Source organism: Bacteroides sp. 44_46 (genome assembly GCF_001915465.1).
In the GTDB taxonomy this organism is placed as follows: domain Bacteria; phylum Bacteroidota; class Bacteroidia; order Bacteroidales; family Bacteroidaceae; genus Bacteroides; species Bacteroides clarus.
Genome location: NZ_MNQO01000020.1, coordinates 118,862 through 138,813, shown reverse-complemented (window position 1 = coordinate 138,813; position 19,952 = coordinate 118,862). Strand labels below are relative to the sequence as shown.

At 49.3% G+C, this 19,952-nt stretch carries 17 protein-coding genes and 1 tRNA gene; 9 read left to right on the top strand and 9 right to left on the bottom strand.

Annotation, left to right across the window (positions count from 1 at the left end; translation table 11 throughout):
* Positions 1–12 precede the first annotated feature (12 nt).
* The 4 genes from BHV73_RS13070 to BHV73_RS13055 form a co-directional block, all read right to left on the bottom strand.
* Complete coding sequence (locus BHV73_RS13070) at positions 13–1,344, bottom strand: ABC transporter substrate-binding protein (protein WP_022219334.1); 1,332 nt, start codon at positions 1,342–1,344, stop codon at positions 13–15.
* A 196-nt stretch (positions 1,345–1,540) separates the two neighbouring features.
* Positions 1,541–2,332: an ABC transporter permease gene (locus BHV73_RS13065; RefSeq protein ID WP_009120428.1), complete on the bottom strand. Its 792-nt coding sequence runs from the start codon at positions 2,330–2,332 to the stop codon at positions 1,541–1,543.
* Positions 2,329–3,129, bottom strand: a complete 801-nt coding sequence (locus BHV73_RS13060; protein WP_009120429.1) for an ABC transporter permease — start codon at positions 3,127–3,129, stop codon at positions 2,329–2,331. The genes BHV73_RS13065 and BHV73_RS13060 overlap by 4 nt, the downstream gene beginning before the upstream one ends.
* Positions 3,130–3,136: 7 nt before the next feature.
* Positions 3,137–4,534 (bottom strand): polyamine ABC transporter ATP-binding protein, encoded by a 1,398-nt coding sequence (locus tag BHV73_RS13055; RefSeq protein ID WP_286738514.1) that lies wholly within the window; start codon positions 4,532–4,534, stop codon positions 3,137–3,139.
* A 192-nt stretch (positions 4,535–4,726) separates the two neighbouring features.
* Between BHV73_RS13055 and BHV73_RS13050 the strand changes: the two genes are divergently transcribed.
* The 3 genes from BHV73_RS13050 (at position 4,727) to BHV73_RS13040 (ending at position 7,348) form a co-directional block, all read left to right on the top strand.
* Entirely contained in the window at positions 4,727–5,488 is a 762-nt protein-coding gene (locus BHV73_RS13050) for an SDR family oxidoreductase (RefSeq protein ID WP_286738513.1), read from the top strand.
* Positions 5,489–5,836: 348 nt separating this feature from the next.
* On the top strand, positions 5,837–6,664 hold the full coding sequence (locus BHV73_RS13045) for a carboxymuconolactone decarboxylase family protein (RefSeq protein WP_009120434.1): 828 nt from the start codon (positions 5,837–5,839) through the stop codon (positions 6,662–6,664).
* A gap of 111 nt (positions 6,665–6,775) precedes the next feature.
* Positions 6,776–7,348, top strand: coding sequence for a flavodoxin (locus tag BHV73_RS13040; RefSeq protein ID WP_286738512.1), 573 nt, complete (start codon positions 6,776–6,778; stop codon positions 7,346–7,348).
* Positions 7,349–7,503: 155 nt separating this feature from the next.
* Here the strand turns inward: BHV73_RS13040 and BHV73_RS13035 are convergent.
* A tRNA-Lys gene (locus tag BHV73_RS13035) sits at positions 7,504–7,579 on the bottom strand.
* 164 nt (positions 7,580–7,743) lie between these two features.
* Here BHV73_RS13035 and ettA point away from each other — a divergent pair.
* The 4 genes from ettA (at position 7,744) to BHV73_RS13015 (ending at position 16,430) form a co-directional block, all read left to right on the top strand.
* Positions 7,744–9,441, top strand: a complete 1,698-nt coding sequence (gene ettA / locus BHV73_RS13030) for an energy-dependent translational throttle protein EttA (protein ID WP_286738511.1) — start codon at positions 7,744–7,746, stop codon at positions 9,439–9,441.
* A 224-nt stretch (positions 9,442–9,665) separates the two neighbouring features.
* Positions 9,666–12,380 (top strand): TonB-dependent receptor, encoded by a 2,715-nt coding sequence (locus tag BHV73_RS13025; protein ID WP_009120439.1) that lies wholly within the window; start codon positions 9,666–9,668, stop codon positions 12,378–12,380.
* A gap of 24 nt (positions 12,381–12,404) precedes the next feature.
* Positions 12,405–15,056, top strand: a complete 2,652-nt coding sequence (locus BHV73_RS13020) for a choice-of-anchor J domain-containing protein (protein ID WP_286738510.1) — start codon at positions 12,405–12,407, stop codon at positions 15,054–15,056.
* 84 nt (positions 15,057–15,140) lie between these two features.
* Positions 15,141–16,430, top strand: a complete 1,290-nt coding sequence (locus BHV73_RS13015; RefSeq protein ID WP_009120441.1) for a DNA/RNA non-specific endonuclease — start codon at positions 15,141–15,143, stop codon at positions 16,428–16,430.
* A 79-nt stretch (positions 16,431–16,509) separates the two neighbouring features.
* Here BHV73_RS13015 and BHV73_RS13010 read toward each other — a convergent pair whose 3' ends face one another.
* Complete coding sequence (locus BHV73_RS13010) at positions 16,510–17,022, bottom strand: smalltalk protein (protein WP_286738507.1); 513 nt, start codon at positions 17,020–17,022, stop codon at positions 16,510–16,512.
* A 311-nt stretch (positions 17,023–17,333) separates the two neighbouring features.
* Positions 17,334–17,831: an HU family DNA-binding protein gene (locus BHV73_RS13005; protein ID WP_009121238.1), complete on the bottom strand. Its 498-nt coding sequence runs from the start codon at positions 17,829–17,831 to the stop codon at positions 17,334–17,336.
* Positions 17,832–18,444: 613 nt separating this feature from the next.
* Here BHV73_RS13005 and BHV73_RS13000 point away from each other — a divergent pair.
* Both BHV73_RS13000 and BHV73_RS12995 read left to right on the top strand, forming a co-directional pair.
* Positions 18,445–18,651 (top strand): hypothetical protein, encoded by a 207-nt coding sequence (locus tag BHV73_RS13000; protein ID WP_087425937.1) that lies wholly within the window; start codon positions 18,445–18,447, stop codon positions 18,649–18,651.
* 95 nt (positions 18,652–18,746) lie between these two features.
* Positions 18,747–18,992: a DUF4248 domain-containing protein gene (locus tag BHV73_RS12995; protein WP_009121236.1), complete on the top strand. Its 246-nt coding sequence runs from the start codon at positions 18,747–18,749 to the stop codon at positions 18,990–18,992.
* A gap of 142 nt (positions 18,993–19,134) precedes the next feature.
* On the opposite strand, the gene BHV73_RS12990 is transcribed toward BHV73_RS12995, so the two are convergent.
* Both BHV73_RS12990 and BHV73_RS12985 read right to left on the bottom strand, forming a co-directional pair.
* Entirely contained in the window at positions 19,135–19,428 is a 294-nt protein-coding gene (locus BHV73_RS12990) for a nucleotidyltransferase family protein (protein WP_009121234.1), read from the bottom strand.
* A 4-nt stretch (positions 19,429–19,432) separates the two neighbouring features.
* A complete protein-coding gene (locus BHV73_RS12985; RefSeq protein ID WP_286738505.1) occupies positions 19,433–19,804 on the bottom strand; it encodes a hypothetical protein in 372 nt (123 codons plus the stop codon).
* Between the last annotated feature and the right edge of the window lie 148 nt (positions 19,805–19,952).

Below are 19,952 nucleotides of genomic sequence, written 5' to 3'. Positions count from 1 at the left end.
GTTATGAGGGGGTTACCGTATTCTCCGTCTCCGGTGGTGGCGTTGTTTCTGCCGGTACTTGCGTATCTTGCCGTACACCAGCCATACGAACAGCACGCCGAATACGGAGAATATCAGCAGTACGATGCCGGTGTTGAGGTTGTCGCCTTTCACGCGGCTCCACATTTCGAGTACGAGTTCGGTGCGGTCGCCGAAGTCACGTATCATGGCGCAGCGCTCCACGACTTTCCTGTCGGGATATTGTACGGGATTGATTTGCAGGCTGTCCGCACCTACACCTTCACCGAAGAAGTAGCTGAGGTCGGAACGCGTCGCGATGGCGGTGTCCCGTTTGGCTTCCATGATTTCGGGGGTGGCAACGGCGCTGACGTAACCTATGGCGTCCATATTGCGCAGGGCGATGCCGGGTTGGCAGAGATAGTTGATGAAGTAGGCGGCAGCCTTGGGGTTACGCGCGTATTTGGGGATTACCCAGCCGTCGTACCAGATGTTGCTGCCTTCGCGCGGCACTTCGTAGGCAAGGTCTACGCCTACCGCTTCGGCTTCATCGATGGCCCATACGGCATCGCCGCTCCAGGTGAGGTTGAGCCAGGTCTTGTTCTTGGTCATCATCTCCTTGCCGAAATCGGCTTCCCAACCGGAGATATTGGGCTTCATGGCTTTCAGATACTCCTCGGCCAGGGCTATGGCTTCGGGGGAGTTGTCGTTCATCAGTTGCTCCACGGTGACGGTGCCGTCGGCAAGCCGGCGGGCGTGGGCGTAGATGATGGCGGTTCCGTAGGCGTCGCGGTAGCTGTCTTTCATCAGGATTTTACCCTTGTTCTTGGAGTTCCAGAGGCAGTGCCAGCTGCCGGCTTCGTCGGGGGTGATGAAGTTGCGGTTGTACAGGATGCCGGCCGTGCCCCACATATATGGTACGGCATAGTCGGTGGTGGTGCGTCCCGGCTGACTGGTCTTGTTCAGCTCCCGGCGGATGTAGGGGGAGATGTTGGGCAGGTAGTCCGGGGTCTTGCCGAAGTCGCGGTCGATGGGCAGGAGAAGGTTCTTCTTCAGCATCCGTTCGATGATGTATTCCGAGGGGCACACCACGTCGAAGTCTTCGTGGCCGCGCTCTATCTTGGTGAGCATGATTTCGTTGATGTCGAACACCTGGTAGATAAGGCGGATGTCCTGCCCCGTCTGTTGCTTGTACCAGGCGGGGAACTCGGCAAGTACGTCTTCGTCGATGTAGTCCGCCCAGTTGTAGACTTTCAGTACGTGGCTGCGCTCTTCGCCCGAGTCCTTGCACGAGGCGGCTGCGAGGACGAGGCAAAGGAGAAGGAGTATGTGTGTTAATCTTTTCATTTTTTTTGTTCAGCAGGTTTATCTTGACTATACTTTCATTTTTCGGCTTGCGGGATGAATCTTTCCGTCCTGCGGGATGAGAAAATTCGTCTCACGAAGCGGGTGTATCCCGTCTTGCGGGGCGGATGATTTCATCTCACGGGAGCAGTCACCTTAGCCCGTGAGCAATCACCTCGCCCCGTGAGATGGGGCGGGTTTAATTTTTCCGTGCACGCTCCGCACGCTTGTTGATGACAATCAGCAGCACCAGCACCGTAACGAATATAATGGTGGAGAGGGGACGCAGCTCCGGTGTCAGTCCGCCTTTGCGCGCATCGGCGTAGATGTAGGTGGAGAGCGTTTCCAGTCCTTCGTTTCCAATGGTGAATATGGTTACTGCGAAATCGTCGATGGAGAGCGTGAAGGCAAGGATGAAACCGCTTATCATGCCCGGAAATATCTCCGGCAGAATCACCTTGCGCAATGCCTGGAAAGGAGTGGCTCCGAGGTCGAGGGCGGCTTCGTACACGTTCTGGTTCATCTTCTTCAAACGGGGCATCACGCTCAGCACTACGTAGGGGGTGCAGAACGTGATGTGCGCCAGTACCACCGTCGCGAATCCCTGCGAGATGCCGAAGCTGACGAACAGCAGGAACAGCGACACACCCGTGATGATGTCCGCGTTCATCATCGGAATGGCGTTGGCGAAGTTCATTACCTGACGCGTGCGTGTGCGCAGGTTGAAGATGCCGATGGCCGCGATGCTGCCCAACGCCGTACTGGCGGTGGCTGCCAGCATGGCAATGGCGAATGTGTTCCAGATGGCGTTCATCAGCGAGTGGTGCATGCCGCCCGTGAAGAGGGAGCTGTACAGCTTGGTGGAGAATCCCGTCCAGTTGCCCAGCACTTTGGCCTCGGTGAACGAGAATATCATTATGATGAGGATAGGCGAGTAGAGCAGCGCAAGCAGCAGCCACAGGTAGCCTTTGGCAAGAATACGTGTCATCATATCACACCTCCGCTTTCATTGGATGCGCTGTCCTCTTCGTTCGTAAAGAGGATGGTGACGCCTATCAGCAACAGCATGATGAGCGACAAGGCCGCACCGTAGTTCCACATTCCGTTGTATATATTCTCCTGCACGGTCGTTCCGAAGAGCTTGATGTTGTTCATCGTCAGCAGTTCGGCAATGGCGAAGGTGCTTACCGTAGGCATGAACACCATTACGATGCCGCTCATGATGCCCGGCATGGAGAGGGGCAGTATCACTTTGCCGAATACCTGCAAGGGGTTGGCTCCGAGGTCTTGGGCGGCTTCAATGAGGTTGTGGTCCATCTTCTGCAAGGTGTTGTAGATGGGGTATATCATGAACGGCAGGAAGTTGTACACCATACCGAACACGAGCGCGCCTTCGCCCAACGGCAGGTTGAGGAAGTCGAACAGCGCCACTGTGGCGAGCGTGCGTATCAGTATGTTCACCCACATGGGCAGGATAAACAGCACCACCATCGTTTGCGAGGTGTTGAACTGCCGCTGGCTGAGGATGTAAGCCGCCGGATAACCCAGCAACAGGCACGCCAGCGTCGTGATGATGGCTATGCCGATGGAATATACGAACGTGTTCATCGCTTCCGGGTGCATCATGAACTTGCGGAAATTGGCGAAGGTAAAGGCTCCGTCGGCATCCGTAAAGGCGTACAGCACAATCAGCAGTAGCGGCACTATCACAAATATCAGCAGGAACAGCGCGTAGGGAACCGTCCAGTTGCGCCGCCGCATGAAGAAAGAAGATAACTTGTTTAACATCGCCTTATCACTTTATCGCCTTGTCATTTATTGTTACCCGTATGTTTTCCGGCGCAATCCGTATGCCCACTCTGTCGCCGTCGTCCCATACGTCGTTGGTGTCTACGAAGATGTCTTCGTCCCAGTCGGTAAATACGGTGAGGTGGTAGTGGTTTCCTTTGTAGAGGATGAATTTCACTTCGCCCGTCAGTCGTCCGTCTTCTTCGTTGTCCTCGAGGATGACGTTCCGGAAGTCCACTTCCACCGTTACGGGCGTTTCGGGCTCGATGCCTTGCACCGGACTGCATTCAAAGCTGCAACCCAGGAATTCCACGTGCGTCTCGTCCAGGAGCTTGCCTTCGAAGGTGTTGCAGGTGCGCTCTTTCTTCATCACGTGGATGTCGAAGGGTTTTACCAGCAGACCCACTTTGCGGCCTGCCTCGAAGCAGTGGTAGTCCTGTACCATCAGCTCGTAGCCCTCGTCGGTCTGTACCAGCATTTCGTAGTGCACGCCTTTGAAGATGGAGCTTGTTACGGTTCCCGTCAGTTGAGCCGCGTCCGATGGCTCGAAGATGTAGATGTCTTCCGGACGGATTACGACGTCCACCTGCGTCTGTTCGCCGAAACCGGTGTCCACGCAGTCGAATTCCTGTCCGCAGAAACGGACGAGCTGGTCGTGCACCATGACGCCGTTCAGGATGTTACTCTCGCCGATGAAGTCGGCCACGAAGGAGTTGATAGGCTCGTTGTAGATGTCTATCGGGGTGCCGGTTTGCTGTATCTTGCCTTCGCTCATGACGACGATGGTGTCGCTCAGGGTGAGGGCTTCTTCCTGGTCGTGGGTGACGTATACGAAGGTGATGCCCAGCTTTTGGTGCATCTCTTTGAGCTCCATCTGCATGTCCTTGCGCATCTTCAGGTCGAGAGCGGCAAGGGGCTCGTCAAGGAGCAGCACTTCGGGTTCGTTGACGATGGCGCGGGCTATGGCAACGCGCTGTTGCTGTCCGCCGGAGAGGGAGTCTACGTCGCGGTCTTCATAGTCGGTCATGCCCACCATGCGGAGCGCCTGCTTCACTTTCTTCTCGATTGTGGCGGCGGGCAGCTTCTTCAGCTTGAGGCCGAAAGCAATGTTGTTGAATACGTTGAGGTGGGGGAACAGGGCGTATTTCTGGAACACCGTGTTCACCGGACGCCGGTGGGGCGGTGTCTGTGTGATGTCCTTCCCTGCAATGGTAATCACTCCTTCCGAAGCAGTCTGGAAGCCTGCAATCAGACGCAGCAACGTCGTCTTTCCGCAACCGGACGGTCCCAATATCGTTACAAACTCGCCCTTACGGACAGACAAATTCACATCATTCAGTACGGCTTTATCTCCGAAGAACTTCGATACGTGCTCTACGCTGATGATGCAGTCGGACTTTTGCATAAGCGTTTCTTACTTTATCCAAACTAATTAAACAAATCTCTACCTGATACAGTCAGTCATAAAAAAGTGGCGCAAAGGTACATATTTTCTTGAAAACTTTAAGGGTTATGAGTTATAAGTTATGAGTAATTTACCGATGCTCGCAAATAAGTCCTAACTTTGCGGCCTGTAACATTAAATTCCTTATAAGAAATGGAAAAGAAAATCGTACTCATCACGGGCGCCTCTTCGGGCATAGGAGAGGGCTGCGCACGCAAGTTTGCCATGAATGGCTACCGCCTGATTCTCAACGGACGGAATATGGAGAAGCTGACCGCCGTAAAGCGCGAGCTGGAAACGGAATACCGCGCGGACGTCTGCCTGCTGCCTTTCGACGTACGCGACCGCGAGGCTGCGAAAGCCGCTCTTGACTCGCTTCCCGAAGAATGGGAGGCGATAGACATCCTCGTTAATAATGCCGGACTGGTAATCGGCGTGGATAAGGAACACGAAGGTAATCTCGACGAATGGGACATCGTGCTCGACACCAATATCAAGTCGTTGCTTGCCATGACCCGCCTTGTTGTCCCCGGAATGGTGGAACGCGGCCGCGGTCATGTCATCAATATGGGTTCCATTGCGGGCGATTACGCCTATCCGGGCGGCAGTGTGTATTGTGCCAGCAAGGCTGCCGTAAAGGCGTTGTCTGACGGATTGCGTATCGACCTCGTGGATACTCCCGTGCGGGTGACCAACATCAAGCCCGGTTTGGTGGAGACGAATTTCTCCGTAGTGCGCTTCCGTGGAGACAAGTCGGCTGCCGATAATGTGTACAAGGGTATCCGTCCGCTTACGGGCGACGATATTGCCGAGGTGGTGTACTTTGCCGCCGCCGTACCCGAACACATACAGGTGGCCGAGGTGCTGGTAATGCCCGCCAATCAGGCGACGGGTACAATCGTCAGCCGGAAATAGAGGCTCTTCCGTGATAGTTAAGAGTAAGGTCTGCCATGGGCGATAAGTACGAAGGACGCCTGGGCACGGAGCTGATAGGGGCTGCTGTATGGACGCTCGCCGTTACGGTATTCCGCAACTTCAATCCTGTTTACTGTTTCCTTTCGCTTTTTTGAGGTATCAGCGCATTCCGGTGTTGTTGATGGTTGTTTTTTTGTTTTGCATTACATGCATCCCTAATCGCAAAATCAATGATTCGGGTATAAATATCCGTAAATCATATACAAACCGGTTTGCGTAACCGCGGTAAATTTGCAATCGTAAAACAACCGGTAATAGTAATAACCTCATACGATAAATGAAACGACCATGAACAAGATTCTTTTAATTTCAGTATTCAGTATTTTAACTTTCAATGTTATGGCACAAGAGAAAATAGTACAGACAGCCGGGCGTACCCAATTAGGGGAGTTCGCTCCTAAATTCGCAGAACTCAACGATGATGTTCTTTTTGGAGAAGTGTGGAGCCGTACCGACAAACTCGGTTTGCGCGACCGCAGTTTGGTAACCGTTACCTCGCTCATCAGTCAGGGCATCACGGACAATTCGCTCGTATTCCATCTTCAGTCGGCAAAGAAGAACGGCATTACCCGTACCGAGATTGCCGAAATCATAACTCACATCGGTTTCTATGCAGGTTGGCCGAAAGCATGGGCGGCATTCAATCTGGCAAAAGGCGTATGGGCGGAAGATGCTGCCGGTGAGGATGCCAAAGCCGCTTTCCAGCGCGAAATGATTTTTCCTATCGGTGAGCCGAATACGGCATACGCAAAGTATTTCATCGGTAACAGTTATCTCGCCCCCGTTTCGCGCGAGCAGGTGGGCGTTTCCAATGTCACGTTCGAGCCTCGCTGCCGTAACAACTGGCATATCCACCGTGCAACAAGTGGTGGCGGACAAATGTTGATCGGTGTAGCCGGACGCGGCTGGTATCAGGAAGAGGGCAAGCCTGCTGTGGAAATTCTGCCGGGTACGGTTATTCATATCCCGGCAAACGTCAAACATTGGCATGGAGCTGCTGCCGACGGTTGGTTCGCTCATTTGGCTTTCGAGGTTCCCGGTGAAAATACTTCCAATGAATGGCTCGAACCGGTGACGGACGAAGAGTATGACAAGCTCGAATCGGATAAGCGATAATCTCGGTCGGGCTTCCCGGCGAACATATATAGATAATGTATGATGGGTATAATAAGATGCTTAGGCTGTCCATCATGGCAAGTAATCGGAAACATTCAAAATCAGAATAAAATGAAACAAATTATATTGATAATTATGAGTTTACTAACTTTCAGCTGCTCATCGAAAGCGCAAAAACAGACAACGGATGCCGATACGCAATCCGATAAGAAAATCCTCGTGGCCTATTTCTCCTGTACCGGAACTACGGAGAGAGTTGCCGATGCCATTGCCCAAGCAGTTAGCGGTAAGCTGTACCGGATTACTCCGGCTGCGGCCTACACCTCGGCAGACCTTAATTGGAATAATAAGGCAAGCCGCAGTTCTGTGGAAATGGCGGATGAAACCTCACGCCCCGCGTTGGGCGGAGAAACGCTCAATCTGCAAGATTACGATGTGGTATTCCTCGGCTATCCGATATGGTGGGACTTGTGTCCGCGTCCGGTCAATACATTTCTTGAGAAATATGATTTCTCCGGTAAGACAATCATTCCGTTTGCCACTTCCGGCGGCAGTTCTATTACAGGCAGCGTAAAGCAACTCAGGAAGCTATATCCTAAATTTGAATGGCAGGCAGGCCGGCTGTGTAATGGAAGCGCAAAGCAGGCCGGAGATTGGGCAAAACAGGTTGCCAATGCCGAATAGAATCCCCTTGTTACGGGAAAACCCACTAAACAGAGTGCCCGTAGCAGGCAGGTTGGTAATGACATCTGCAATATAGTCGGAGGTAAAAGAAAAAGTCCTGTAATATCAATGTATTACAGGACTTGTCTCTTTTTGCCGATTTCGGCTTTGTTTTCTGGTGATCCGCTTGGGGCTCGAACCCAAGACCCCAACATTAAAAGTGTTGTGCTCTACCTGCTGAGCTAGCGAATCAATCCTTTATTGCTGTTAAGCGGGTGCAAAGATAGAGACTTTTTTGGAAGTTGCAAAAGATTTTCGCTTTTTTTCTTATCTTTGTACCGGAATTTCGTGTGTAAGAGTCTTATATCACATCTCGGACATTATATTTTATATTTCATACTTTATACTTAAATTACATGGCAACAGTAGACGATAAGAAAATTATCTTTTCTATGGTAGGGCTGAACAAGACCATTCAGCAGAACAACAAGCAGGTGTTGAAGAACATCTACCTCTCGTTCTTCTATGGAGCGAAAATCGGTATCATCGGTCTGAACGGTTCGGGTAAATCGACCTTGCTGAAGATTATCGCCGGCTTGGATAAATCCTATCAGGGCGAAGTGGTGTTCTCGCCCGGATATTCGGTGGGATACTTGGCGCAGGAGCCTTACCTCGATCCCACAAAGACAGTAAAAGAAGTGGTAATGGAAGGCGTACAGCCCATTGTGGACGCATTGGCGGAGTACGAGGAAATCAATCAGAAGTTCGGCCTGCCCGAATACTACGAAGACCAGGACAAGATGGACAAGCTCTTCACCCGTCAGGCAGAGTTGCAGGACATCATCGACGCTACCGATGCATGGAACCTCGACAGCAAGCTGGAGCGTGCTATGGATGCACTCCGCTGTCCGCCCGAAGACCAGTCGGTAGAGCATCTTTCCGGTGGTGAACGCCGTCGTGTGGCACTCTGTCGCCTGTTGCTCCAGAAGCCCGACGTATTGCTCCTCGACGAGCCTACCAACCACCTCGACGCCGAATCCATCGACTGGCTGGAACAGCACTTGCAGCAGTACGAAGGTACGGTAATCGCCGTTACCCACGACCGTTACTTCCTCGACCATGTGGCAGGCTGGATTCTCGAACTCGACCGTGGCGAAGGTATCCCCTGGAAGGGCAACTACTCCAGCTGGCTCGACCAGAAGACCAAGCGTATGGAGCAGGAAGAAAAGACCGCCAGCAAACGCCGCAAGACGCTGGAACGCGAGCTGGAATGGGTGCGTATGGCTCCCAAAGCCCGTCAGGCAAAGGGAAAAGCCCGTTTGAACTCCTACGACAAACTGCTGAACGAGGATGTGAAGGAGAAAGAGGAAAAGCTCGAAATCTTCATCCCCAACGGTCCCCGTCTGGGCAACAAGGTTATCGAAGCCAAGCACGTGGCAAAAGCGTTTGGCGACAAGCTCCTGTTCGACGACCTCAACTTCATGCTGCCGCCTAACGGTATCGTGGGTATCATCGGCCCCAACGGTGCGGGTAAAACCACTCTCTTCCGCCTTATCATGGGCTTGGAGACTCCCGACAGCGGCGAATTCGAAGTAGGAGAGACCGTAAAAGTGGCCTACGTAGACCAGCAGCATAAGGACATCGACCCCAACAAGAGCGTCTATCAGGTAATCTCCGGCGGCAACGACCTCATCTGTATGGGCGGACGCGACATCAACGCGCGTGCCTACCTGTCGCGCTTCAACTTCTCCGGAGCCGACCAGGAAAAGCTTTGCGGCGTGCTCTCCGGTGGTGAGCGCAACCGTCTTCACCTGGCTCTCTGCCTCAAGGAAGAAGGCAATGTGCTGCTCCTCGACGAGCCTACCAATGACATCGACGTCAATACGCTGCGCGCTCTCGAAGAGGGTCTTGAGGACTTTGCCGGATGCGCTGTGGTCATCAGCCACGACCGTTGGTTCCTCGACCGTATCTGTACGCACATCCTCGCGTTCGAAGGCGACTCCAATGTGTTCTTCTTCGAAGGCTCTTATTCGGAGTATGAAGAAAACAAATTGAAACGTTTGGGCAGAGAAGAGCCTACTCGCGTGCGATATAGGAAATTAATGAATGATTGATATTAGATTTTAATCTGAAAGCATATACGTCACATTTGTGACAAAAAGAAAGCTCCGCAGGAAACTTGCGGAGCTTTTTTATTTAAGATGTTTTCAAAAAAGTTTAGCAGCTTTAAAAAATGTAGCATAATAGTAATGTATATATAGCTAAATAATATTATATTTGCAATTCATGAATGTTTTTAAATATTAATTAACACTATCTATTAACTAAAAGCGGAATTATGAGAAAACATCTAATTCAATTCCTGTTGGTGGCTGTGCTGTCGGCTTGTAGTGCCGTTGCATGGTCTCAAACTACAGTAAGAGGTCAGCTTGTCGATGCTGAAACAGGCGAGCCTTTGGTCGGTGCTGCCGTTATGGTAGAGGGCACTACTCAGGGGTCGGTGACCGACATTGACGGTTATTTCAAGCAAGGCGTTGCTTCGAATGCTACATTATTGTTTAAATACATGGGTTATAAAGACCTGAAGAAGAAAGTTACGCAGAAGGGCGCTTCTGTAAATTTGGGTATTATCCAAATGAAACCCGATGCTGTGATGCTGAAAGATGTGGTGATTACTTCATCCGTAGCGGTAGCGCGTAAAACACCGGTCGCTTTATCCACGGTAGATCCGGTATTTATTGAAGAGAAATTGGGAACTCAGGAGTTTCCGGAATTATTGAAATCCACTCCGGGCGTGCATGCCAACAAGCAAGGCGGTGGTTTTGGAGATTCCGAAATTTATATGCGCGGTTTTGATAATAGTAACATCGCTATGATGGTAAATGGCGTACCTATGAACGATATGGAGTGGGGCGGCGTTTACTGGTCTAACTGGGCGGGACTTAGTGACGTAGCCCGCAGCATACAGACGCAGCGCGGTTTGGGTGCAAGTAAAGTGTCGGCTCCTTCTGTGGGCGGTACCATTAATATCGTAACCCGCAATTTGGATGCAAAGAAAGGCGGCTTTCTTTCTTACGGAATGGGAAATGACGGAATGAATAAAATTCTATTTTCGGTTTCTTCCGGAATAACCAAGAACGGTTGGGCATTCACCCTTATGGGGGGTAAGAACTGGGGTAACGGCTATATCCAGGGTACGGCGTTCGAAGGTTACAACTGGTTTGCCAGCATTTCCAAACGCATCAATGAAGAGCATCAACTTACGCTTACCGCATTCGGTGCTCCGCAGTGGCATGACCAACGTAATTCCTCTTACGGCGGTTTGACTATTGCCGACTGGAAAATGGTAGAGACTGTTTATGGTGTGAAAGACCATAAATATAATCCTACCTTCGGTTATCGTTCTAACGGTGAGTCATATAACTCTTATCGCAACTCTTATCACAAGCCACTCATCAGTTTAAATCACCAATGGCAGATTAACTCCAAATCTTCGCTCAGTACTTCGCTTTACGTGTCATTGGGTCGCGGTTCCGGTTTCTCCGGCCAAGGAAATACAGAGTTCTCTCCTTATTCATACACTTCATGGAGAGGAGCTTATAAAGGTACGTTGTACGATACTTTCCGCCGCAGTGACGGAACATTCGACTATGCTGCCATCGAAGAGATTAACCGTACGAGCGAATACGGTTCCGCATTGATTGCCGCACGTTCCAATAACAGTCACGACTGGTACGGACTGCTCTCTACTTACACCACTAAGATAGGACAATATTTGGACTTCTATGGCGGCATAGACTATCGTTTTTATAAAGGTGTGCACCGTAACGAGATTTCAGACCTTTTTGGTGGTACATATTATCTTGATTCTGAGCGTGGCAACGTAGATGTCAAGAACAATATTCACGCGGCCGACCCTAATTGGCGCTATCAGAAATTAGGTGTCGGTGACGTTGTTTTCCGCGATTATGACGGATTTGTAATGCAGGAAGGCGGCTTCTTCCAATTGGAATACAATAAAGACCGTTTGGCTGCTTTCGTCGCAGGGTCGCTTTCAAACACCGGTTACTGGCGTTACGACCGTTTTTACTACGATAAGGAACACGCCAAGTCCAAAACGGTAAACTTCTTGGGCTTCACCGCTAAAGGTGGCGCCAATTACAACATTACGGACAACCACAATGTGTTTGCCAATGTAGGTTATATCAGTCGTGCTCCCAAGTACTCATACGGCGCATTTATGACATCGGACAAGAGTAATATCCTGAACAAGGAAGCCGTGAATGAAAAAGTATTCTCGGCAGAGTTGGGTTATGGTTTCCGTAACACGTGGCTGACAGCTAATCTGAATCTCTATTACACTCGTTGGATGGACAAAACCATGACAAAGAGTGTGACGCTGGATAATCAGCAGAATGGCAATATCAATATGTCCGGCCTTGCCGCTTTGCATAAAGGCGCTGAGTTGGATATTAAAATCAGACCTTTCCGGTGGCTGGAACTTACCGGTATGGTTTCTTTAGGCGATTGGAAGTGGGATAGCGATGCTACGGGATACGTATACGACGAGTTGGGCAATGCCATGACGCAAGCCGGAAAAGTTACCACTCCGGGAGCCGAGGATCATGCCAAGGCGCACATCAAGATGAATGGTATCCGTGTAGGCGGTTCGGCGCAGACTACGGCAGCCGTAGGCGCCAATGTAAACATTACCAAAGACCTGCGTGTAGGTGCCGACTGGACTTACTACGGACGTAACTATTCTTACTATGCCGTAGACGGTACAATCCTGACGGTTGGTAAAGAAACTGCGGTAGCGGAACCGTGGAAGATTCCTGCTGCCAGTCAGTTGGATATGAACGCTTCGTACCGCTTCAAGTTCGGTAAGCTGAATGCGATTCTGTCCGGTAATGTAAACAATCTGTTGAACTACCAGTATATTTCCAAGGCTTGGAACCCCAGTGGCGCAAGTACGGCGGCTACGGCCGATAACGTATATGTATTCTATTCTTTTGGACGTACATATAGCATAAGATTGAAAGTTAATTTCTAAACCGAAAACAAAGACATTCACAATATGAAGAAGAAAATATTCGTTTCAATAGCGTTGCTGGCTCTGTTAGCAGCTTGTGACGACCATTACGATGACCAGTTCAACATCAAACCCGATATCACGGATGTGAAGGACATCGCCATGACGTTGGAAACAGCCGATTACGGTACTATCTCCAAATTGAGCGCCAACCAGGAGCTGGCACTTTCCAAAGACCCCGAAGGAAAGACGTATGTAGAGGCATTGGCGGAAGTCGGTACTAACCATTATTTTACGGAAGAAGCGCCCGCTGAGGATTATCTTCCGGCCTATCTGAAATCCAAATATCCCAATGCAGACGAAGGCTCGCGATTTGTGGTTACTTACAAACTTTTCAGTCCGTCCGAGTATATGGGTGATTTTAAGAACCTGTCTGCCTATGACTTGACGGAAGATGACTATAAAACAGTATGGGGTGATAAAGTGAAAGCTTCTTTCCTTTCTCCTTCCACTGTATCTAAGATTCCGGGTTTGCTGAAAGCTGCTGTCAATAATCCGGCGGCAGGAGATATGAAAGTCGTGAATTATGCTTATTCTCAAACAGAGCCCAGTATCGGTGGTGGGGGTGATGGCGGTGATGAACCTGCGCCCTCTTACACAAGTGTTGCTGATTTGTTAAAACTTACATCAGAAGGAGAATATACTTCTAAGGGTGAAGTAGTGGCGGTTAATGCTAAAAGCTTTATACTTAAGGATGAAACGGGGCTTATTCGTGTTTATCAAGGAAAGCTTGTAACGTGTTCCGTTGGCGATGCGGTAGAAGTATCTGGTAAGGTAGAGCTGGCAAAGCAGGGCATGAACCGCTTTAGTTCGAAATCTGTTTTCAAAGTTCTTGAACGCAAGGAAGCATTTACGTATCCTGCTCCGCAAACAATGGAGACTGCTGATTTGGTGACTTATGCAAATGCTGCTGTTCCTGCTATACAATACGTCACTTATGAGGGAACTTTAACGAAAAACTCAAATAATATAAATATTGTTTTAGATGGTGGCAATTCAGTTCAAGGCTCTATTACCGATGCGTTGTTGGTAGATGATTCCTGGATTAATCAAATAGTTGTCGTAACCGGTTATCTTGCTGGAGTCAGTGGCAGTTCAGCCAAATATATCAATACATTCGCTACTTCGATTGTTGTGAAAGGCACAGCTAACCAAGTTACTCCGATAGGGCTGATAGCATACTCTCCGATAGGGAATTACACAGTGAAAGGACTGGTTACCGCCGTTCATACGAAAGGGTTTGTAATGACGGATGGAACAGGTGATATTTTGGTATACAAGAATGCCTTGCCTGACGAGAAAGTGGGAGACATGGTACAAGTGGTTGGTACAACGGAAGCCAGAAATGGTCTGATTCAATTTACGAGTACCGGACTTGCGGTAACAAGGATATCTGAAGGCAGTACCATTCCGAACGATATGGTTCCGCAAGTGCTGAGTGCCGCAGAGTTGAATGCTTATGCTGCCGCACCGCGCTTTGCCTATGCCTCTGTTGAAGGTACGTTGACAATTAAAGACAGTGAAAAGGGATATAATTTTTACAATCTGGCAGTGGAAGGGGTTGAAAAAGACCTCTCGTTATCTTATGTTGATGATTCCGATGTTGCGGCAAGCCTGAATGGGAAGAAAGTTGTCATGAATGGTTATTTGTTAGGGGCAAATAAAGGCGGATATATTCAGGTAATGTTGGTTTCTATAAAAGAAGCTGCTGCCGTTGCAGGTCTTCGTTCTCTTGCCTCTACCCGTGCTTCTTCCGTTTCTCCTACCACTTCCGCTTTGTATGTGTACGACGGCGATAACAATGCATGGAAAGAATATACGACTGAAGAAGCCAAGGTGGCCGTAGTAGAGCCGGGCGTTTACGAATCATTGGGTACGGATATGATTGAAGAGCCTGAAACGGTACTGCCTGCTTACTTGAAGCAGAAGTATCCGTATGCGGCGGCAGAATCGGTAGTTGCGGTAATTTACAATGAGAAGGCGAATACGCCTGTGGTTGCAGAGTATACTTTAGGAGAAAATTGGATAGAAACGACTTCCAGCAGGCTGGTTACTACTACCTTTACGCAAGATGCCGAAGGCATCAGTGCCGAGGCAAGCATGTACGTAAACGAAACATTCAAGAAAGACTTGGGCAGTTTCACTATTCAGGACGTATTTATGGATGGAGTGAGCTGGGTATGGAAACAAGACTCATACGGTTATATGAAAGCGTCCGCTTACATCAAAGCTACCGGTAATCATCAGGCGGAGAGTTGGCTTGTATCGCCTGTTATGAACTTTAAGAAGTCGAAAGAACCTGAACTGTTGTTTGAGCACGCCTGTCGTTTCCGTGCCGAGAATCCGGCCGACCATCTGAACGTGATGGTATCCGTAGACTATTCGGGTGATGTGAAGACCGCCACATGGACGGCTTTGACAGTCGAGAACTGGTCGGATGCTACCGACTGGACATTCGTAAGCAACAAAATAGACCTGAGCGCTTACAACGGACAGCAAGTTACCATCGCTTTCAAATATGCCAGCACCAATGAGGTTGCGCCTACTTGGGAAGTAAAGAATGTGGTAGTTCGTGAAAAGGTAGAAGGAGAAAGCGAAGGAGAAGAAGGCGGTGATGCCGAAACTCCGGCCGAATAGATAAAGGATGCGTTTGGGCGGGGTTTTACCCCGCTAAAGCGCCGTTTATCAAACAACAACATCCAATAAAGTAAAAAAAGAACAATGAAAAAACTTAGCAATATCTTAGGGTTGTGGCTGTTGATGCTGGGAATGGTTGCATGCGAAAGCTCCGACGCCCCCTATAACGGTTATATTGAAACAACGCAGGAAGGTGCCGCTACGCTTGTACTGAAAGGTTATGAGAATCCTCAGAGCGGATTTACGGTATTCGAACCGGAAGGTTTTCAGACTCCGTTCTATATTCAGGACAAGGCATTCTACGGCAAGCAATACACTTTTGTGAAAAGTTCTTCCACCCGTCTGGACGAAATGAAAACACGTCCGGCTGATGATGCCTGGCAGACGGAAGTTCCCGTGATAGACGGTGCCGCTTACTGGGCGCGTACCGCGACGTTGGCGGCAGACCAATACGTTAAATTCCGTATATGCGGTATCGACGGTAACAACGTTACGATAGAGTATGCGGTAGAGCAGGATGTAAGACCTAATGCCAATGCCAACGTAAAGGACGAAAGCGGCTATTCGCTCAATCTTGAGATTCCCCGCCTGAACGAAGCCAATGTTTTTGTAGCGCATTCGCTGAAAGTGAACGGTACGGAGATGCTGAACTACGCTTTGGAGTGGGACGACACGAAGAAACATTCCTCATGGGTGGCATTCTCTTTTGATGCGACAACACGTGTTGCCGGTGACGGTGTGGGACGTAAGGATAAGTTTATCGTCGACCCTCTTCTTCCCGAAGCGATGCAGGTTACCGATGCGCACCACAAGAGCGACGGCTTTGACCGCGGGCATATCTGCGGTTCTGCCGACCGTCTTTTCACTCAGGAAGCCAACGACCAGACATTCTATTTCAGTAATATGTCGCCGATGATACACTCTTTCAATAGTCCTTATTGGGCTGAGTTCGAGGAGCAAGTACGCAAATGGGGCGGAGCCGAGAGGGGTGTCACCACTACTTACAGTAAATTGTATGTGGTCAAAGGCGGCGCGTTGAACGAGCTTCTTGTAAATTATACAGGTACGAAGAAAGGCGGTGATCAAATAATACCTACTACCGACGAAAATGGTTTTACCATACATGGACTGGCTTGTCCGAAATATTACTTTATGGCTGTTTTATCCGAAACGGACGGTGTATATCATGCCATCGGTTTCTTGGCGGAACATAAGGAATACAGTAAGGCTCCTACTGCGGACGAAGTGAAAGCCCGTGCTGTCAGCATCGACGATTTGGAAGAGAAAACAGGAATAGATTTCTTCTGTAATCTACCGGATGATTTGGAAAACACGGTAGAAAGCGATATGAATTTGGACGATTGGGCATGGTAATTATTCTGCCGGTTGTCTTATAGCGAGAAAGCGTTATCATTTACTTTGATAGCGCTTTCTTTTTTTATGTTTTCTTTTTTCACCATTTCTCCTTTTTCACCTCAAAGCACGGGCATTGCTTCGTCCACTCCATGGGTTCCACTTCGCCGTTGCCGTTCAGGTCGGGGCTCAAGTCTCGATGCCCGGCCACCCGGGCATCGGGGTAGTCCAGCAGTAAAGTCCTTACGAGTACGCGGAGCGAATGACGTTGCCATTCGGTACGGGTGTCTTCGGGCATTCCGTAATGATTGAGCCCGCCCTCGTAGCAGATGCCGATGCTGTGGGCGTTGTAGCCTCTGGCATGCGCGCCGGGACGTTCCAAAGGCCGGAGCGTCTTTATATCACCGTTCTTACGGATGTAAAAATGATAACCTGCGCCGGAGAAGCCCCGGCGCAGGTGGTCTGTTGTCAGGTCGTGTTCCGTATAGCTGCGGTCGCAACGGGTGGCGGAACAGTGAATGACGATGAGGTCGCCCAATGCGCCGAGAACGGCTGATGCTACTGCGATTACGATTTTGAGGAGCTTGTCCCACCAGGTTGATTTTGTTGACATAATAATTGGGGTTAAGTATTAAATAAATACGCATAATCGGCTTATACTATCTGTTATTCGGAGCGAAGCAAAGAATCTTTTCTTTATGCATGCGAAAAAGGGAGTGGTTTCTTCGCTGGCTCCGAAGGACAGGTATTTGGGATATAAACTGGTTTTCAGTATTTACTTATGGGTTATTTATAATAATGAAGATTGATTGAAATGTTATCGGGGGGATAGGGGTACGGACGGGCAGACGGCCTTTCAATAACGGGATAAGGCTTGAAATCCGTTCCGCCCTGTCTTTTACCCTGTTTCCGCCCGGCGGGTTCTTAGCCCAACGGATTCTCTTCTTCTCCGTCGTTTCCGCCACCGCCGCCATTGCCGCCCGACGAACCGTCCTCTTTGGGATTGTACAACTCGAACGCCACGTTGTTCGGCCCGCCTTTGGTCGTTGCTCCGGAATCATTCACCAGACGCAGGCCGCTGTCGGTGAGGAAACGGATATTCACTTTGTCGATATTCTTAACGGTGGAGTCTTCCGATTTCACGGTGCCTTTGCTGTGGAAAGTGGTGTAGAACACGCCGAGGCCGTCCAGCTTTACGCTGTCGCCGTCTGTCAGCTTGCGCTTGATGTTGCGTACAAGGGCGGTGACTACGTGCTCCACGTCTTCGGCGGACATACCGCCCAGTTCCTCAATCTCTTGCGCGATGCGCTTGGTGTCGTACAGGCGGGAGTTCTTGGCTTTCCGCTTCAAGTAATACAGTTGCGGGGAAGTCTTGTCCCCGACTTTCTGATAGCGTTGTACACGCTCTACGATAATTGCCATGATGAAATTAGGTTTTAATTGGAAATATTGATTATTGATTGCTGACGGTCAGAGGAGAAGTCTCCGCGGCGATATTCCTTACCTCGTTTCGTTGAAACAAAGATACGGCAGGCGCAAGGCGGAAAATACGTTTCGGTAAGGTTGGGTAGTTTGGAGTAGGGATAAGTAAGGTTATGTAAGGATAAGTAAGATTGAGTTGTTTTGAGTAAGGATAAGTAATGTTATGTAAGGATAAGTAGGTTGAGCGGTTTTGCGTAAGGATAGGTAAGATTATGTAAGGATAAGCAAGGTTAAGTTGTTTTGCGTAAGGATAGGTCATGTTTAGTAAGCTTGGATAAAGATAAGTAAGCTTAGGCGACGCTCGGTACGTTTGAGTGCTGTTAAGTACGATTGGGTAACAATGACAGACAGATGGTACAAACAGACTTTCAACATTGACTTATTGTATTAAATTATAATAATCATGCAAATAATAGCAAAAAAGTGTTATCTTTGAGCATCCTTCTTTCCGCAAGGGGAGTAAGGTGCGTTTTTTTCGATGGGGCGTCCCCCCGACGTTTTTTTGTAAAGCAGATAAGATAACCCTTACATAAACCAAAAAAATAACAAACTAATGGATAAAACTCCTGTATGTACCTGCCTGATGAAGCAGGATTTGGAAGAAGCCGCCGACCCTTATGAGTTTCTCGACGAAAACTACTCAATCCCCGGTATCCTCGACAATTTGGATAAACTCTCCCAGAAAGAATTGAAATGCGCCTGTTGCCTGTTTGGCGTGGCGTTGCAGAAAGGCTGCAAGAAGAAAAAAAGACGGTGGTAGAGGATGATATACCGCCCGATATAATTGCTTATCCCGCTGAAAATCACTATCTTTATATCTCCAACCATAATTAGGATTACCGTAAATTACCCCACATGGAACAGGCAGATGAAGATATTGTAGAGAAAGCGTTTGTCGTGCGCAGCTACGGCAAAGGCGAATTGGCGAGCATGTATATAGGCGGTGTGCAACAGCAGACGGCCGTCAAGCAGTTTAACGAGTGGATACGCACCGCTCCCGGACTGGAACAGCAGTTGCAGGAAACGGGCATGACGCCTACCGCAAGACGGTACACGCCCGCGCAAGTGCGACTTATAATAGGGGTGTTGGGGACGCCATGATTTCCACCTCACAGGATAAATCCATTCCGCCCGTAAGACGGATATTTCCGTTTCACGGGATGAATTTATTCCTCTCGTAAGATGAATTTATTTTTCTCGCAGGATGATTTATTTCCTCTCGTAAGAGGAATGAAACTCTTTGTCATACATAGATACTTTCTTTTAATATTCGTTGTTTCAGGCGGCTGTTCATACGTTCTCGTATCCTTATCAAGTCTACCGGGCTTCCCAACAGATTTTCTAATTCGTTTTGAAAACGTTCCAGCGTGAGGAGTGAAGGAGCATCTCCTTCGTAGCAGATGTCGACATCACTGTGCTCTGTCTGTTCACCACGGGCAACGGAGCCGAAAATACCAAGGCGTTTCACACCGTATTTGGCGGCGGAGTGTGCCTTGTAGGTACGAAGTAACTCTAATATTTCGGTAGTCGATTTCATGGGATTATGCTTTTTTCTTTTTTTTGAGAAATGCGGGCAGGAGCGAGGCAAGGTACTTCTTTATCCGTTTCCAGCGGGATGCGGGGCGTTGGCGCAGCCGTATCAGTGCGTGGGCGTACAGGCAACAATCGCAGCGCAGGTGGGCGAGGGACGTGCCGTAAAGGTTGTCTAACGATTCGGGAAAGGTGCAGTAGGAGTGTAAAAGGTCGTAGAGGTCGGGAGTGGTTTTTAGTTCTTCCAACAGGGCGCAGTAGCGGTGGGGACAGGGATGTTTCTCTGTCAGGTCGGGAAATGCCGTTGAGGGGGCTGTCGCCTTATCGGTGCTATCGGTAATCTCCTCGTTTTTTTCTTTGCTTGTTTCTTGTTCCTTTTTCATGGCTTTTTTTTAATCGGGTTAATAGTGTGTTCCCCCGTCAGCCATAATAAAGAATGGCGTGGAAACTATTGATATTATTATCCCACCCCTGAGGCTCTGGTAAGACCGTACAAGAGAATAATAATAAGCAATAGCTCCACGCCAAACT

Bases quoted from the DNA above. Each gene is read 5' to 3' on its own strand.
- BHV73_RS13070 (WP_022219334.1), bottom strand. From the start codon at position 1,344: ATGAAAAGATTAACACACATACTCCTTCTCCTTTGCCTCGTCCTCGCA.
- BHV73_RS13065 (WP_009120428.1), bottom strand. From the start codon at position 2,332: ATGATGACACGTATTCTTGCCAAAGGCTACCTGTGGCTGCTGCTTGCG.
- BHV73_RS13060 (WP_009120429.1), bottom strand. From the start codon at position 3,129: ATGTTAAACAAGTTATCTTCTTTCTTCATGCGGCGGCGCAACTGGACG.
- BHV73_RS13055 (WP_286738514.1), bottom strand. From the start codon at position 4,534: ATGCAAAAGTCCGACTGCATCATCAGCGTAGAGCACGTATCGAAGTTC.
- BHV73_RS13050 (WP_286738513.1), top strand. From the start codon at position 4,727: ATGGAAAAGAAAATCGTACTCATCACGGGCGCCTCTTCGGGCATAGGA.
- BHV73_RS13045 (WP_009120434.1), top strand. From the start codon at position 5,837: ATGAACAAGATTCTTTTAATTTCAGTATTCAGTATTTTAACTTTCAAT.
- BHV73_RS13040 (WP_286738512.1), top strand. From the start codon at position 6,776: ATGAAACAAATTATATTGATAATTATGAGTTTACTAACTTTCAGCTGC.
- ettA (WP_286738511.1), top strand. From the start codon at position 7,744: ATGGCAACAGTAGACGATAAGAAAATTATCTTTTCTATGGTAGGGCTG.
- BHV73_RS13025 (WP_009120439.1), top strand. From the start codon at position 9,666: ATGAGAAAACATCTAATTCAATTCCTGTTGGTGGCTGTGCTGTCGGCT.
- BHV73_RS13020 (WP_286738510.1), top strand. From the start codon at position 12,405: ATGAAGAAGAAAATATTCGTTTCAATAGCGTTGCTGGCTCTGTTAGCA.
- BHV73_RS13015 (WP_009120441.1), top strand. From the start codon at position 15,141: ATGAAAAAACTTAGCAATATCTTAGGGTTGTGGCTGTTGATGCTGGGA.
- BHV73_RS13010 (WP_286738507.1), bottom strand. From the start codon at position 17,022: ATGTCAACAAAATCAACCTGGTGGGACAAGCTCCTCAAAATCGTAATC.
- BHV73_RS13005 (WP_009121238.1), bottom strand. From the start codon at position 17,831: ATGGCAATTATCGTAGAGCGTGTACAACGCTATCAGAAAGTCGGGGAC.
- BHV73_RS13000 (WP_087425937.1), top strand. From the start codon at position 18,445: ATGGATAAAACTCCTGTATGTACCTGCCTGATGAAGCAGGATTTGGAA.
- BHV73_RS12995 (WP_009121236.1), top strand. From the start codon at position 18,747: ATGGAACAGGCAGATGAAGATATTGTAGAGAAAGCGTTTGTCGTGCGC.
- BHV73_RS12990 (WP_009121234.1), bottom strand. From the start codon at position 19,428: ATGAAATCGACTACCGAAATATTAGAGTTACTTCGTACCTACAAGGCA.
- BHV73_RS12985 (WP_286738505.1), bottom strand. From the start codon at position 19,804: ATGAAAAAGGAACAAGAAACAAGCAAAGAAAAAAACGAGGAGATTACC.